Genomic DNA, 15,628 nt, shown 5'->3' on the forward strand with positions numbered 1-15,628 from the left:
TATGTCTTAAGGTCATTTTTCATTCCTTACTTTCGAAAAATGGCAACCATACCTCATTGCATTTTATATATTTGACTTTCAGTGGCTGCCCAATTTTTAATTCTTGATCAGAATCAACTAATAGATGTGTCAGCATTGATGGGCCTTCTTCTAATTCAACAACCCCTAATACATAAGGTGTAACTGCTGCCCACCCTGGATGACCAGGTCTATGTACAATGCTCCACGTCTTTAACGTTCCTTCTCCTGAAGCTGGTTTCCATTCTAACTGGTTACTCCAGCAGTGCGGGCAATGGGAACGAGGATAAAATACCCATTCACCACAATCACAGCATTTCTGTAAAATAAATTCCTTACGAGCCACTGCATCCCAGAACGGCTTAGTGATCGGTGTTATCGTCGGACCTGGGACCGATACATTTTCAAATTTCTCTATCATGATTCCACCCCCAAGATCAGAGCAGCAGCTTCACTCAATGTAGCTCCATTCCCTGTTATTAAAGCATGACGTGCATTTGGAATTTGTCGCAAATCTGCTTCATGACGCAATTGATGAACCGCTTCAATAATATGTGACATTCCTCCAGCAAGATCGGCCTGACCAAATCCTAATTGTCCTCCGTGCGTGTTAAGTGGCCAATCACCATCATGACTGAAAGAATGCTCCTTCATCCAGGAACCAAATCTTCCTGGTGCACAAAGACCTGCATTTTCCAAAGTTTGTGCAACTACACTTGTATAGCAATCATATAGAGATAGTAAATCCATATCTTGCACGGAAAGTCCTGCCTGCTCCAACGCTCTTCGGATCGCATAGCTTAGCGGTGCGTTTTCCAATGAAGGAGCTTGGCTAACAGCTCGATGAGTGACCTTCTCACCTGCCCCGAGTAAATAAACAGGCGGATGTCCTCCCCTTGAGGCATTTTTAACGGAGGTAACAATGACCGCTGCCCCACCTGCTACAGGCATCACAATTTCAAACAAATGCAAGGGATCCACAATTAGCGGAGAATTCAACACGTCCTCAACTGAGGCTGGTTTTCCGTATGTAATGGCTTTTGGGTTTAACTGCGCATTTTTTCGTGCCCAGTGAGCAATAAGTGCAAATTCTTCTTGAGTCGATCCATACTCTGCCATGTGCCGACGCTTTAATAGCGCATAAGAGGTGTTTGCACCAGAAGCACCAAATGGAACGTCAAATTCACGAATTGGGTTACGGTTTGGTGAACGTAAGGTTTTACCTTTTTCATTGATATTTGCAAGTACACATACAACTGTTTCACACATTCCCGCTTCGATCGCAGCTACAGCTCTCCATATCATCCCCGCACCAGTTGCGCCTCCTAGATCGACTACATTTGACATTGTCGGTTGAAGACCCAGGTATTCTGCGACAGTAGCTGGAACATGCTGAGGAGTCTCGCCTACTTGGGGACCAATTAATAAACCATCGATCTCGTCTTTTTCAATTCCGGCATCCTGCATGGCCAACCTTACTGACTCGGCAATTAATCCAAGTGTCGTCGCACCCTCGCTATAGCGGACTGGAGTAAGCTCTCCAATCCCTATAATTGCACCTTTTGGAACTCGACGTTTAACCATTTATAAGAAACTCCTTTCAGACAAGCTGCTAAATTCTTCTAGGCATTCTGGATTGGCAAGTGAGCCCTTGTTCTTAATTGGCTGTCCAAGTACCGTTGAACGAACTGCCCCCTCTACCTTTTTTCCGTTAATTGTATATGGAATTTCCTTCACACAGTAAATACGTCTTGGCACATGTCGTGGTGAAGCCTTTTTCCTTACTTCCTTACGAATATGATCTACTAACGTACGATCAAGCTGCCCATCCTCAGTAACGACACATAGCACGATTTCCTCATCATTATCAACGGGAAAGCCAAAAACGATTGAGTCCTGTACTTGTGGAAGTTGCTCAACAACACGATAAATCTCCGCAGTTCCAATCCGTACACCTCCAGGATTAAGCGTGGTATCAGCTCTTCCGTAAATGATCAACGATTGCTCTATTGTCTGTTCAGCAAAGTCACCATGTGACCATATTCCAGGACGTTGTGCAAAATAGGCGGAATAGTAGCGCTTATCTCCGTCTTCTCCCCAAAATGTAATTGGCATACTTGGAAAAGCTTTCGTACACACTAGCTCCCCTTTTTCCTGGATGACTGATACACCTCGTTCATCGAGGACATCCACTGCCATTCCAAGTGCTTTACAGGTAATTTCCCCGCGCCTTACTGGATGTACAGGGGAACCCATCACAAAGCATCCGATGATCTCTGTACCACCTGAAATCGAAGCCAACATGATATCCTGCTTGATTTCGTTATATATCCAGTCATATTGTTCTGCTGCTAACGGTGCTCCACAAGAAAGGACACTGCGCAAACGGGACAGATTATGGCTCTGCCCTACCTGATACCCCGACTTCATTAAGGTATCTAAATACTTAGGACTTGTTCCAAAATGCGTGAGCCCGATTTCTTCAGCAATCTCCCAAAGTATCCCCACATTCGCTTTAGGTATGGGTGACCCATCATAGAGAAGAATCGCGGCACCACTGGCTAATCCAGAAAGTAGCCAAGGGTACATCATCCATGCAGTATTTGTGTACCAGAACATGATATCTCCCGCTTTTACATCACAATGCAGCTGATGTTCCTTCACGTGTTGAATTAATGTACCACCAACTGAATGAACAATCGCCTTTGGTAGTCCAGTAGTCCCCGACGTATAAAGGATGTAGAGAGGATGATTGAAGGGAACTCGGGTAAACTCTAAATCAGAGGATCCATTTTGACATAGCTCCTGCCAGCTTATTACGTTCCTTGTTTGATTTATGGATAAATTTGAGTCTTCAGATAGGGTTACGATAGTGGAAACATCATTCAGCACCTTACTTACAGAAGAGATGTTCTTTCGAATATCATAAAACTTTCCATTATATTGATAATCCAAAGTTGCAATTAATACTTTTGGATGAACTTGCCCAATCCGATCAATAATCCCCTTTGGACCAAAATCAGGGGAGCAAGATGTCCAAACAGCACCTAACGAGGTGGTTGCCAATAAGGCTACGAAACTTTCAATTCCATTTGTTACAACTCCAGCAACACGGTCTCCAGCACCTATTCCTAAACTCTTCAACCCGTACTGGGCCCTTGCCACCATATTTCGCATCTCTCCCATTGTAATCGTTTGAGAGACACCGTTTTCGTTGGCTTCAATAACTGCTGTCTGCCCGTCATCACCACGTAAAATATTTTCCGCAAAGTTTAATCTAGAATCAGGAAACCATTGTGTGCCAAGCATTCCACCATCACTTGGAGGAACTACGACTCTTTCTCCTTTATCTCCAATTAGATTCGCAAAGTCCCATACTGCTGACCAGAATGATTCGGGTTGAACGACCGACCAGTGGTGAAAGCGTTCATAGGGCAGGAGCGGAATACCCACCTTTTGTGAAAATTTCATCAAATTTGACTGTGAAATCCATGTTTCACTTGGCTCCCATAGAACCTTGGATTCTAGTATATTATGTTGAGTTGTCATTTCTCTTCCTCCCTCATACTAAGAGAAGCTTTATTCTCACTGCACCTATCCCTTAGTCATCATTCAATAGACACCTTTACATTCATCCCCTACCCATAGAGGTAGGGGATTTGCAAATTAAAGTTAAATTTCACAGGCATACGTTACAATTGCACCTCTAAGACGTTGTGCTTCCTTATAGGTACATCTGTTTTGAACAACCTCAAGACCCGCTTCCTTCGCAACCTCAACTGCCCTTGGAGAAATGACTCCTTCTTGGAGCCAGAAGACCTTAGGCTGTATTTTTGCTGCTTCTACCGCAACGCCAATTGCCGCTTCAGGGCTGCGGAATACTTGAACGATATCAACCTTAACCGGAATAGATGTTAAATCTGGATAGGCCTGTTCACCGAGTACTTCTGTTTCCCTTGGATTAACCGGGATAATTTTATAACCTAAACGCTGCATTTTCCTTGCAAGTCTGTAGCTTGGGCGAGCTGGATTACCACTTAGACCAACAACCGCAATCGTTTTTGCACGCTGAACTTCCTTTCCATCAACTTCTTCACGGATAAATGTTGATTGAAGTGCCCAGCGAATGACTCCCTCATCGTTAACTGCTGTTTCACCTTTTTGTTCACCTTTTGATGAAATGCCTGTCGCTTCATAAAATGCCTGATCCAAGTCATTAACTAAATCACGGTATGATTCAATACCAACCGATAAACGGATTAATTCTTCACTTACTCCTGTTTTTACTAACTCTTCCGCACTTAACTGCTGATGAGTTGTTGATGCTGGGTGAATAATAAGAGACTTGGCATCTCCAACATTGGCCACATGTGACCATAACGCAATGTTATTAATTACTTTCTTACCAGTTTCTCTACCACCCTTAATGCCAAAGTTCACGATAGAACCATATCCAGAACGCAAATATTTAGTAGCTAGTTCATGTGCTGAATGCTCTTCTAGACCAGGGTATGAAACCCATTCAACCGCAGGATGGTCTTTTAAGAATTTTGCAACTTTCAATGCATTTTCATTATGCTTTTCGATTCTTAAGTGTAATGTTTCAAGCCCCTGTATCAATAGGAATGCACTATGCGGACTTAAAGATGAACCAAAGTCCCTTAATAGCTGCACTCTAAGCTTTGTACTAAATGCTAACGTTCCAAATTCATTCGCATACTTAATTCCGTTATAGCTTTGATCTGGCTCAGTAAATCCTGGGAACTTTTCACTGTTCCAATTAAAACGACCTCCATCAACGACTAACCCACCAATTGTCGTTCCATGACCACCTATCCACTTTGTTGCGGAGTGAACCACTATATCAGCACCAAATTGGATTGGTTTACAAACATATGGAGAAGCAAATGTATTATCAATAATGAGCGGTACTCCATTTTCATGTGCAATAGCTGATACTGCTTCAATATCTAAAACATGCAAGCTTGGATTTCCAATCGTTTCAGCAAATACGGCCTTTGTTTTCGGCGTAATCGCTTTTCTAAAATTCTCAGGATCTGTTGGATCAACAAAATGAGTCTTAATTCCATATTTTGGAAGGGTAACGGCGAAAAGATTATAAGTTCCGCCATATAAATTTGAAGCTGCTACAATTTCGTCTCCTGCTTGTGCGACGTTCATAATGGATAGAGCAATTGCAGCCATTCCTGAAGATGTGGCTACAGCTGCGACACCATCTTCCAACAATGCAATCCGTTTCTCAAGCACATCAACAGTCGGGTTACCAATTCGAGAATAAATATTACCTGACTCATCAAGACTAAATAGACTTTGAGCATGATCTGTATTATGAAATACGAAAGAACTAGTTTGATAAATAGGCACTGCACGTGAACCAGTTGTCGGATCTGGAGATTGACCTCCATGTAAAAGTATCGTTTCATCATCATAAGTTTCATATTGTTTTGTCATTGTTTAAACCTCCAAGTTCAATTTTTACGAGTTTTTTTGATTAGTTGATACCCTTTTACTTTATGTAAATAAAAAACCCCCTCAACATAAGAAGAGGGGGCCTCATCTTATCTTTCAGATGCTTTTGCATCTGCAGGAATTAGCACCTTTTCAAGCTTTCACTTGAAGGTTGCTGGACTTCTACGGGCCTGTTCCCTCAGTCACTCTGGATAAGAATTCTTTATTAATTTGACGTGATAACACGTTAACACTTCAACCATACAAAGTATTATAGAATACATCATTTTTACAGTCAATGTATTTTTTGAAAAATTCATGTTTTCTTATAATTACCTCTAGTCTTTGTTAAAAATAAAAACCCCTTCTATAAAAGAAGGGGTACAAGAACATACATCAACATATTCGTTCGTCCACCTTCTCATCTTGGGAATAGAAATACTTTCTCTGAACTTGGCACCGGGCATTCATTATGCTGGTCGCCGAGGTTTCGCAGGGTCAGTCCCTCCACCTCTCTTGATAAGAAGAATCGCATTATTAAAGTATTTAATAAGAATGTTAAAACAATTTATACTACTTAGTCAATACCTTTTTTAATAACGATAACTGGAGTTTCGTTTTTACTTCAATTAATTACAAGAGAAATAGAATATACCATTCTCTTAATAAGCACCTCTGATATAATCTTTTACATTTTCATGGTAAAAGCGCTGAACCTTTTCCTTTTCTTCAAATGAAAAAGGTTTTGTTTCCAAAGTAGTTAAATTATCTTGAACCTGTTTAACATTTTTGAATCCAGGAATAATACATGTAATCTCTTCGTGATCTAAAATCCAACGAAGTGCTGCACTTGCCATTGATTTCCTTCCTTCTGCAATCCATTTTAATTGCCCAGCAAGTTCCACACCCTTTTTAAAACCAAGACCGGCAAACGTTTCACCTACATTGAATGCCTCGCCATTTTCGTTGAAGCGACGGTGATCATCTTCTTCAAAAACATGATTTGCTGTAAATTTACCAGTAAGTAAACCGCTCGCAAGTGGCAATCTGACAAGTAGGCCAACACCTTTTTTATAGGCCTCTGGAATCAGAGCTTCCAACGGCTTTTGGCGGAACATATTAAAAATAATCTGCAGGCTTTTCACGTTTGGATTTTCCAAGCAAATTAACCCTTCCTCAACAGTCTCGACACTTACCCCATAGTGACGGATTTTCCCTTCACTTTGCAAGCGATCAAGAACTTCAAACACACTGCCATCCCTTAAAATTTCGGTAGCCGGACAATGAATTTGATACAAATCGATTGCCTCTCGGTTCAATCTACGAAGGCTATCTTCGCAGTAACGACTTACTTGTTCGTAGCTATAATTTTTCGGGTCAAAAATATCTCCTTGACGACAGAACTTTGTCGCGATATGTATTCGATTTTCCTTGCCCTTTGTTGCTTTGGCTAACAGTTCTTCACTATGACCATCGCCATATACGTCTGCCGTATCAAAAAAGTTAACCCCTTGGTCAATTGCATATTCCAAAGATTTCAGCGCTTCTTCATCATTTGTCTTTCCCCACGCACCGCCAATTGCCCATGTTCCAAAGCTAACTTCACTAATCTCTAACCCAGTATTCCCTAGTTTACGATAGTTCACAGTTATCTCTCCTTCAAAGAAACCCCACAGTGCTGTGAGGTTCATTTTATTTTCGAAACTCTCTCAATTGCTCATTCATCACCTTGGTTTGTGCATAGACCTGTTGATAGATTGCAAATACCTTCTGATACGTCTCCACATTATTCGGATTTGGTTCATATGTTTTGGAGGTTTGTAGGAATGCATCGGCACACTCTTTTAATGTAGCGAACCAGCCACAGCCATATGCAGCAAGCATCGCAGCCCCCATTCCAGGACCTTGTTCAGATGTTAGTTTTTGAATTCTTGCGTTAAAAATATCAGCCTGCATTTGTAACCAAGTTTCATTTTTTGCACCGCCACCGATTGAAATAATCGTATCAATCGTTTTGCCACTGTTTCTAAATATCTCGATCGACTCATTTAACGAAAATGTGATACCTTCAAGGACTGCCCGTGCAAAATGCTTGCGTTCATGGGCTGCATCAATGCCTATGAAACTGCCACGAATAGTTGAATCTGCATGTGGAGTCCGCTCGCCAACAATGTAAGGAGTGAATATTAATCCGTTACTACCGGCTGGCACTTCATCGATACCTTCTAAAAATTGATCAAAGGCTTCTTCTTTTGCAAAAGTATCCTTGAACCAGCTTAAGCTATAACCCGCGGCAAGTGTCACACCCATCGTATAATACGTATTTTCTTCCCCATGGTTAAAATAGTGAACCTTTCCTTTAAAATCAAGGTCATTACGTTCTTCATAAGATAGCACAACACCAGATGTTCCAATGCTGCAAAGCGTTTTTCCTTCTGATAAAATCCCTGAACCAATCGCACCACAAGCATTATCCGCTCCGCCAGCAAAGACCTTTGTTTCACTAGAAAGACCAGTTGCCTCGGCAAATTCAGTTGTAATCGTACCTACAAATGCATGTGATTCAACTAATGGAGGACAGAATTCAGGTGAAAGACCAAAAGTCTCTAACACTTCCTGACTCCATTTGCGTTTTGCAACGTTCAACATCAATGTTCCAGCTGCATCAGAATACTCCATATTTACGGCACCCGTAGTCCGGTAGCGTAAATAATCCTTAGGTAGCATGAACACGCTAGAGCGTTCAAAAATTCCAGGTTCATTCTCTTTTACCCACAGAATTTTCGGTAGCGTAAACCCTTCTAGGGCTGGATTCTTTGTTACCTCTAATAACCTTTCTTTTCCAAAAGTTTCATAGATTTCGTTACATTGCTTTGTTGTTCTTGTATCATTCCAAAGAATAGCATTTCGCAATACTTGGTTTTCTTCGTCTAGTAGAACAAGTCCGTGCATCTGTCCGGAAAAACTAATACCTTCAATATCCTTGATATCTCCATCAAATTGCTCAACAAGTTCCTTAAGACCCGCTGTTGTTTTTTCAACCCACTCTTCTGGATTTTGTTCACTATAACCAGATTTTTCAATAATGAGTGGATATGATTTCGATACCTCGCCTGCCACGTCTCCAGCTTGATTCACAAGTAATATCTTAACCGCACTTGTTCCAAGGTCCACACCGATTACATATTTCATCCGAATCATCCTTTTCTATGAAAATGTGCTGGAGCAACATACATCCAGCACATTTTTAAGTCTATGAATTAAAGAGTCTCTAATAGATATTGATTTATTAATGCTTTTAAGCGTTCTGTTCTACCTGATGTATTTTTGATTTTTGTTAATCCAAGTGCATATGCCTCAAGTTCACGGAAGTTTGTTTTTCCTTCAACGATATCTAAGCCGATACCCTTAGTATAACTGCTATAGCGCTCATCAACAAAGCTATCAAGAACTTTATCCTCAATTAATTTATTAGCCACTTTTAATCCGATTGCAAATGCATCCATACCTGCGATATGCGCATGGAATAGGTCGTCAGTATCAAATGAACCTCTTCTTACCTTCGCATCGAAGTTTAAACCACCCTTACCAAGTCCACCATTTTTCAAAATTTCATACATGGCTAATGTGTTCGTGTAAAGGTCTGTTGGGAATTCATCCGTATCCCATCCAAGTAATGTATCCCCTTGGTTTGCGTCAACTGAACCAAGCATACCGTTGATGCGTGCTGTTCTTAACTCATGTTCAAATGTATGGCCAGCAAGTGTTGCGTGGTTTGCTTCAATATTAAACTTGAAGTAGTCTGTTAGGTGATATTTTTGCAAGAATGCTAGACCAGTTGCTACGTCAAAATCATATTGATGTTTTGTTGGCTCTTTTGGTTTAGGCTCGATTAAGAAAGGTACATTTAAGCCGATTTCCTTCGCATAGTCAACTGCCATGTGGAAGAAACGAGCTAAGTTGTCCATCTCAAGCTTCATATCTGTATTTAATAATGTTTCGTAGCCTTCACGTCCACCCCAGAACACATAGTTTTCTGCGCCAAGTTCTTTTGCTACTTCTAAACCTTTTTTCACTTTCGCTGCAGAGTAGGCAAACACATCTGCATTAGGAGAAGTTGCAGCACCGTGTGTATAACGTGGATTTGTGAACATGTTTGCTGTATTCCAAAGTAATTTAACCTTGCTAGTTTTCATGTAATCTTTAATCATCGCTACAATGACATCAAGATTTTCATTTGTTTCCTTCAATGTGCTTCCTTCTGGCGAAATATCTACGTCATGGAACGCAAAGAATGGAACATCTAATTTCTCAAAAAGTTCAAAAGATGCTTCAACGCGGGCCTTTGCTAAGTCTAATCCTTTTAAGTGATCCCATGGACGGATTGCAGTTCCGACTCCAAATGGATCAGAGCCGTTTGCAGTAAATGTGTGCCAATACGCTACTGAGAAACGAAGAAGTTCCTCCATTGTCTGACCATTGATTTTTTCTTCTGGATTGTAATATTTAAATGCAAAAGGATTTGTTGATTTTGGTCCCTCGTATTGTATTTTGTTAACTGATTCGAAATAAGCCATCTGGGTGTTCCTCCTAGTATTAGTTTCATAAAAAATAGATGAATAAATTAAATCCTTGATTACAAACCGATTACTACTTTTTGAACTGGTTCACTTAGACGGATACGAATGCCATCCTCTTCTTTTTCCCACTCACCTGCAGAAACAGAAGTAATGGAGTTATAGCCATTAAGTAGAATAGAGTATGGTTTAGCTTCTTTCATATTTGTTGTAAATGTAATGGTATTGTTGTTTTTCACAACGGAAACAGCAGCTTCGATATTACCATCTATGTCCCGTACTGTTGTCTTTACTTCTTTTCCTTCTTGCAACTCATATAAAGCGAATGTCACGTTATTTACATAGTCATAATCAGGGCGAATGTCATTTTCACCAAGGGCAAGAATTGTATTTTCTCTTACAAACAATGGTAGGCTCATGTAATCATATGTTTCGTTTCTCCATTCGCCGCCCTCTACAACTTCTCCTGTTAATAAATGTGTCCATTTTCCTTGTGGAAGGTAATAGGAACTAATACCCTCTTCGTTAAATATTGGTGCTACTAAGATTGATTCTCCTAACATGTATTGAGTATCAAGTACATGAGAAGTTAAATCATTTGGAAACTCCATTACCATTGGGCGCATTACCGGAATGCCTGTCTCATGATTATCGTTTGCAGCATTAAACAAGTATGGCATTAATTTATTTTTAAGCTTTGTAAAATGTCTTGTTACATCTACGGATTCTTCATCATATCCCCAAGGCACTCGGTATGTGTTACTGCCATGGAATCTGCTGTGACTTGACAGTAGTCCGAATGCTACCCAGCGCTTGAATAGATCCGGAGTTGCAAGTGTTTCAAATCCACCAATATCATGACTCCAATATCCAAATCCTGACATCATCAAGGACAATCCACCACGTAAGCTTTCAGCCATGGATTCATAGGTTCCTTCACAGTCACCACCCCAGTGTACTGGAAATTGCTGACCACCCGCTGTTGCAGAACGTGCAAAGACGATCGCTTCTTTTTCTCCTTTTTCCTGCTTCAATAGATTAAACACGATTTCGTTATATTTGAAAGTATAATAGTTACGCATACGTTTTGGATCAGATCCATCCGCAAATACAACATCTCTTGTAGGGATTCTTTCGCCGAAATCCGTTTTGAACGTATCTACTCCCATATCTATCAATCTTTTTAATTTTGATGCATACCATTCACATGCATCTGGATTTGTAAAGTCAACAATTCCCATTCCAGATTGCCAGAAGTCCCATTGCCATACATCGCCATTGGTTCGCTGAATGAGATAGCCTTTTTCCATTGCTTCGTCAAATAATGGAGATTTCTGTGCGATATATGGATTTATCCACACGCATATCTTGAGGCCCTTTTCCTTCAATCTTCTTAACATGCCTTCCGGGTCTGGGAAAACCTTTTTATCCCATTCAAAATTAGACCATTCGAACTCTTCCATCCAGAAGCAGTCAAAATGGAAGACACTTAATGGAATTCCTCTGTTTGCCATTTCATCGACAAAATGAGTTACTGTCTCTTCATTGTAATTGGTTGTAAATGATGTAGATAACCAAAGACCGAATGACCATGCAGGTGGAAGCGCAGGCTTTCCTGTTAACTCCGTATAATTTCGAATAATTTCTTTAGGGGTTGGTCCGTTAATAAGATAGTAATCTAGCATCTCACCTTCAACACTAAATTGTGTTTTTGAAACAGCTTCAGATGCGACCTCAAAGCTTACCCCTTCAGGATGATTTACAAATACACCATAGCCTTTGTTTGTCACGTAAAACGGAATATTTTTATATGCTTGCTCTGAGCTTGTTCCACCATCACGATTCCAAATATCAACAGTTTGTCCATTTTTAACAAATGGAGTAAAACGTTCTCCAAGACCATATACATACTCGCCGACGTTAAGGTTCAACTGTGCTCTCATAAATGTATCTTTATTTGGTCCAGTAATCCAAGCAAGTCCTTTGTTCTCAGTATGAGTTAACTTTTGGTTACCGTTGTAATACACCATGCCAAAATCATCTTTGGTAATTTTTACTTTTAACGATCCGCTTGTAAAATAAATCTCGTTCTCGTTTTCTTCAACAGTAAAAGGTGCTTTATCACGTTTGATTTCAAAATTAGGTGTTTTTGGTTTTACACCACGATGGTGCCATGTTTGAACACGAATTACATTCTCCATTGGAGATGAAAGTTTAATAGTAAGAAGAGCTATATTTAATGTATCTCCACGGTGTCTGATATCCTTACACGGTGCATATAAAATTAATCCGTCCTCTACCTCTTGAACATCACGGACACTGCGAGGATAGTGAACCTCATAGCCCTCTTTTGTTAGCCAATAACCATTTGAAAATTTCATTTTATACAACATCCTTTCTTTTATTTTACTGAGCCGCTTACTAAGCCTTTTACAATTTGTTTTTGTAAAATTACAAAGATCGCAATAACCGGTAAAATTGATACAGTCGCAAACGCCATTAAGTTATTCCACTCGATACCGTAACGTCCGATTGAATTGTAAATACCTGCTGTTAATGGCCATAAACCTTGGTCACGGTTAAATGTCATACTGAAAATCAAGTCTCCCCAAGCGAAGAAGAAAGATACCGCACCACAAACAACGATACTCGGAAGCGCGACTGGTACGATGATTTTTAGGAAGGAACCAATACGGCTACACCCGTCGATTTTTGCCGCTTCCTCTAGCTCTTTTGGAAGCCCCATAAAGAATGTTCGTAGTATTAGAATTGAGAACGGAATTCCAAGTGTCGCACAAGAAAATACAGGTCCCCAATACGTATTCAATAAACTAAAATTATTAAACATAATAAATAATGGTGTTAAAACAACTGTTGCTGGAAGCATTTGAGTTGTTAAAAAAAATAAGATGATCGGTCCTTTTCCCTTAATTTCAAATCTTGCCAAACCATACGCAGATGGAACTGCTAATAAAAGCACAATAATTGTTGCTAGTCCTGAGATTGCAACACTATTTAGGAAGTATTGACCAACATTGTCCTTAAAGATTTCTACAAAACTATCAAGCTGGAAATCATGTGGCCAAAATGTCGGTGGTGATTGGAAGATTTCAGCCTGCGATTTAAACGCTGTTACAATCATCCAAAATACAGGAAATAAGAAGGCAAGAACGATAAGTACTCCTACTATGTTATATGTCATTTCTCTACTTTTACTCATCATGCCACCTCATCATCTTTAATGAATTTTAGGTATATTAAACTGACTACGAATAGAATCAGGAACAAAATATTCGCTGCAGCCGCACCCAAACTAAATTTGAATTCATCAAATGAGAATCTATATGCAACCGTTGATAGAACCTCCGTAGAGTTGATTGGACCTCCGCCAGTCATAACATATACTAAATCAAAAACTTTGAATGTGTAGATGAAACCTAGCATTAGCACAACTAGAATAACTGGTTTTAAAAGTGGAAGTGTAATATGGATAAGTCTTTGGAACCAGTTTGCTCCGTCAAGGCTTGCAGCTTCATAGACATCATCTGGCAAACTACTTAAGCCAGTTGATAGTAATAACATATTAAATGGAATACCTACCCAAATATTCGCAATTATGACACTCCATAATGCAATTTTGGGATCTGATAACCACTGAACAGGGTTATTTGTAATGCCCCATGTGATGAGTAATTCGTTAAAGATTCCACCACTTTCACCCATCATAAATTTAAATAATAGAGCCGTAATTGTAAGTGGAATGAGCCAAGCAACCATCATCACGCCACGTAAGAATGGAGCTAAGCGGAATTTCATACTGAAGAATAAAGCAAGAAAGAATCCGAGAGCAACCTGGAAGACAACACTACCTAATGTATAGACGATTGTATTTTTGACAGAGATTCCGAATACTTCCATGCTGAATAATTGTTTATAATTATCAAAGCCTACGAAGGACTTGTTACCTGAAGTTAATGCTGCTAAATCTACATTTTGAAAACTCAAGATAATATTGTAGATTAGTGGATATCCAATGAAGATCACCATAAAGATGACTGCTGGGAGAACGAATAGATAGCCTCCGTTACGTTTGCTTTTAATCATGGAGTTTCCCTCCTTAGTTGGTTGAATAAGAAAGACCCCCCTGAAACCAGAGGGATCTTATTTTTACTTGTTGATAATCCCTTCAACTGTTTCTGCTGCATTTTTCAGAGCGTCTTCAGCTGATTTAGTATTTGTTAATGTTTCTTGTACTGCAATTTGAATTGCTTCAGAAATGGCTGGCCATTCTGGATGTGGACCACGTGGTTCAGCACCATCCATAATTGGAACAAATCCATTTAGGTGCTTATCATTTTTCCAGAAATCAGATGTTTCAAGAACTTCTTGGATGACTGGAAATACACCTGTTTCAGCAGAGAACGTCTCAAGGCGCTCAGGCTCTAGTAACCAAGTGATGAAGTCAAATGCACCATCTACATTTTTGTCCTTGATAATGGCAATATTTTCTCCTCCAAGTACAGAAGCAAACTCACCGTTTGGAGCCATTGGGATTTGAGTAGTGCCAAAGTTCAAGTCTGGATTTTCACCTTTAATTCTTTCAATATTCCATGGACCGTTTACCATCATTGCCAGTTGCCCATTCGAAAATTGTCTTGCTAAATCGTCTTGCGTTGCATTTACTACTTCTGATCCCATAGAACCATTGTCAACTAATGTTTTGTATAATTCCAATGCTGCAATTGCTTCTTCAGAATCTAAGCTATCATAATCAGCTCCTGCAGAGCGTAAGAATGGATAGAATTGGAATGCTGCTTCTTCCGTTTTAACAGCTGATACTGCAAAACCTTTCACACCGTCTTTTGTTAACTTTTGCGCAACCTCAACTAGCTCTTCCCATGTAGCTGGAGGTGCTTCAATGCCAGCTTTTTTCAATAGATCTTCGTTATAAAATAGACCTAGCGCGTTACTTCCTACAGGTAAACCGTAATATTTATCTTCGTACATTGCAGATTTAAGTGGACCTTCATATAAAGTATCCGCTTTCCCCCACTCGTTTACCTTATCGGTTATGTCAGCTAAAACACCTTGTGCTGCAAAAGCCGCATTATCAACAACGTCCATGATGACTAAGTCAGGTAAAGTACCACCCGCAGCTCCTATTGATAGTTGTTTCTTCGTATCTGCAAACGGAACATATTCACCTTCAAGAACATATTGATCTTGTGATTCGTTGTATTGTTTAATTAAATCAGCAAAAAGTTCCTGTTGTTTCCCAGAATAATAATACCAAATATTTACTGTTTCTTTACCAGAAGCGTCTGTTTTTTCTCCACCTTGTGCTGATTTGTCGGTAATAGAATTCCCGCCTCCACAAGCTGCTAAAAGGAACATTAGCATCGCAATTACTAAAACGCTTACTTTTTTCATATTAAATCAGCTCCTATTTTATATTTATTACTTTCAGTAGTTCATCGCATGGATTGTTTGTCCATTTATTAAACGTATAAATTGAAACATGATTTCCCTTCATCAACTCCCTATAGTTTGTTTCTAGTTGAATG

At 39.8% G+C, this 15,628-nt stretch carries 11 protein-coding genes and 2 riboswitches; all 11 genes read right to left on the reverse strand.

The window, feature by feature from the left end; genetic code table 11:
* Positions 1 to 19: 19 nt before the first annotated feature.
* Positions 20 to 439, reverse strand: coding sequence for a Zn-ribbon domain-containing OB-fold protein (locus RGU12_RS09185; protein WP_309535800.1), 420 nt, complete (start codon positions 437 to 439; stop codon positions 20 to 22).
* Entirely contained in the window at positions 436 to 1,602 is a 1,167-nt protein-coding gene (locus RGU12_RS09190) for a thiolase family protein (RefSeq protein ID WP_309535801.1), read from the reverse strand. Before RGU12_RS09190 ends, RGU12_RS09185 begins: the two co-directional genes overlap by 4 nt.
* Positions 1,603 to 3,567: an acetoacetate--CoA ligase gene (locus RGU12_RS09195; RefSeq protein ID WP_309535802.1), complete on the reverse strand. Its 1,965-nt coding sequence runs from the start codon at positions 3,565 to 3,567 to the stop codon at positions 1,603 to 1,605. It abuts the gene before it with no gap.
* 123 nt (positions 3,568 to 3,690) lie between these two features.
* Positions 3,691 to 5,490 (reverse strand): PLP-dependent aspartate aminotransferase family protein, encoded by a 1,800-nt coding sequence (locus RGU12_RS09200; protein WP_309535803.1) that lies wholly within the window; start codon positions 5,488 to 5,490, stop codon positions 3,691 to 3,693.
* Between the two features lie 104 nt (positions 5,491 to 5,594).
* A riboswitch (SAM riboswitch) is annotated at positions 5,595 to 5,706 on the reverse strand.
* Positions 5,707 to 5,905: 199 nt separating this feature from the next.
* Positions 5,906 to 6,013: riboswitch (SAM riboswitch) on the reverse strand.
* A gap of 136 nt (positions 6,014 to 6,149) precedes the next feature.
* Entirely contained in the window at positions 6,150 to 7,133 is a 984-nt protein-coding gene (locus tag RGU12_RS09205) for an aldo/keto reductase (RefSeq protein ID WP_309535804.1), read from the reverse strand.
* Between the two features lie 46 nt (positions 7,134 to 7,179).
* Positions 7,180 to 8,679: a xylulokinase gene (gene xylB / locus RGU12_RS09210; protein WP_309535805.1), complete on the reverse strand. Its 1,500-nt coding sequence runs from the start codon at positions 8,677 to 8,679 to the stop codon at positions 7,180 to 7,182.
* Positions 8,680 to 8,747: 68 nt separating this feature from the next.
* A complete protein-coding gene (xylA, locus tag RGU12_RS09215; RefSeq protein WP_309535806.1) occupies positions 8,748 to 10,064 on the reverse strand; it encodes a xylose isomerase in 1,317 nt (438 codons plus the stop codon).
* Between the two features lie 59 nt (positions 10,065 to 10,123).
* Positions 10,124 to 12,445, reverse strand: coding sequence for an alpha-xylosidase (gene yicI, locus RGU12_RS09220; RefSeq protein ID WP_309535807.1), 2,322 nt, complete (start codon positions 12,443 to 12,445; stop codon positions 10,124 to 10,126).
* A 20-nt stretch (positions 12,446 to 12,465) separates the two neighbouring features.
* On the reverse strand, positions 12,466 to 13,284 hold the full coding sequence (locus RGU12_RS09225; RefSeq protein ID WP_309535808.1) for a carbohydrate ABC transporter permease: 819 nt from the start codon (positions 13,282 to 13,284) through the stop codon (positions 12,466 to 12,468).
* On the reverse strand, positions 13,284 to 14,168 hold the full coding sequence (locus RGU12_RS09230) for a carbohydrate ABC transporter permease (protein WP_309535809.1): 885 nt from the start codon (positions 14,166 to 14,168) through the stop codon (positions 13,284 to 13,286). The genes RGU12_RS09225 and RGU12_RS09230 overlap by 1 nt, the downstream gene beginning before the upstream one ends.
* 63 nt (positions 14,169 to 14,231) lie before the next feature.
* On the reverse strand, positions 14,232 to 15,494 hold the full coding sequence (locus RGU12_RS09235) for an ABC transporter substrate-binding protein (RefSeq protein WP_309535810.1): 1,263 nt from the start codon (positions 15,492 to 15,494) through the stop codon (positions 14,232 to 14,234).
* Between the last annotated feature and the right edge of the window lie 134 nt (positions 15,495 to 15,628).

The sequence above is a fragment of the Ferdinandcohnia sp. QZ13 genome, from assembly GCF_031324165.1.
GTDB lineage: Bacteria > Bacillota > Bacilli > Bacillales > Bacillaceae_L > Ferdinandcohnia.

What these genes read in the sequence shown, in the direction of transcription:
- yicI (WP_309535807.1), bottom strand. Translation starts at nt 12,445, where the DNA reads ATGAAATTTTCAAATGGTTATTGGCTAACAAAAGAGGGCTATGAGGTT.
- RGU12_RS09225 (WP_309535808.1), bottom strand. Translation starts at nt 13,284, where the DNA reads ATGAGTAAAAGTAGAGAAATGACATATAACATAGTAGGAGTACTTATC.
- xylB (WP_309535805.1), bottom strand. Translation starts at nt 8,679, where the DNA reads ATGAAATATGTAATCGGTGTGGACCTTGGAACAAGTGCGGTTAAGATA.
- RGU12_RS09230 (WP_309535809.1), bottom strand. Translation starts at nt 14,168, where the DNA reads ATGATTAAAAGCAAACGTAACGGAGGCTATCTATTCGTTCTCCCAGCA.
- RGU12_RS09200 (WP_309535803.1), bottom strand. Translation starts at nt 5,490, where the DNA reads ATGACAAAACAATATGAAACTTATGATGATGAAACGATACTTTTACAT.
- xylA (WP_309535806.1), bottom strand. Translation starts at nt 10,064, where the DNA reads ATGGCTTATTTCGAATCAGTTAACAAAATACAATACGAGGGACCAAAA.
- RGU12_RS09195 (WP_309535802.1), bottom strand. Translation starts at nt 3,567, where the DNA reads ATGACAACTCAACATAATATACTAGAATCCAAGGTTCTATGGGAGCCA.
- RGU12_RS09190 (WP_309535801.1), bottom strand. Translation starts at nt 1,602, where the DNA reads ATGGTTAAACGTCGAGTTCCAAAAGGTGCAATTATAGGGATTGGAGAG.
- RGU12_RS09235 (WP_309535810.1), bottom strand. Translation starts at nt 15,494, where the DNA reads ATGAAAAAAGTAAGCGTTTTAGTAATTGCGATGCTAATGTTCCTTTTA.
- RGU12_RS09185 (WP_309535800.1), bottom strand. Translation starts at nt 439, where the DNA reads ATGATAGAGAAATTTGAAAATGTATCGGTCCCAGGTCCGACGATAACA.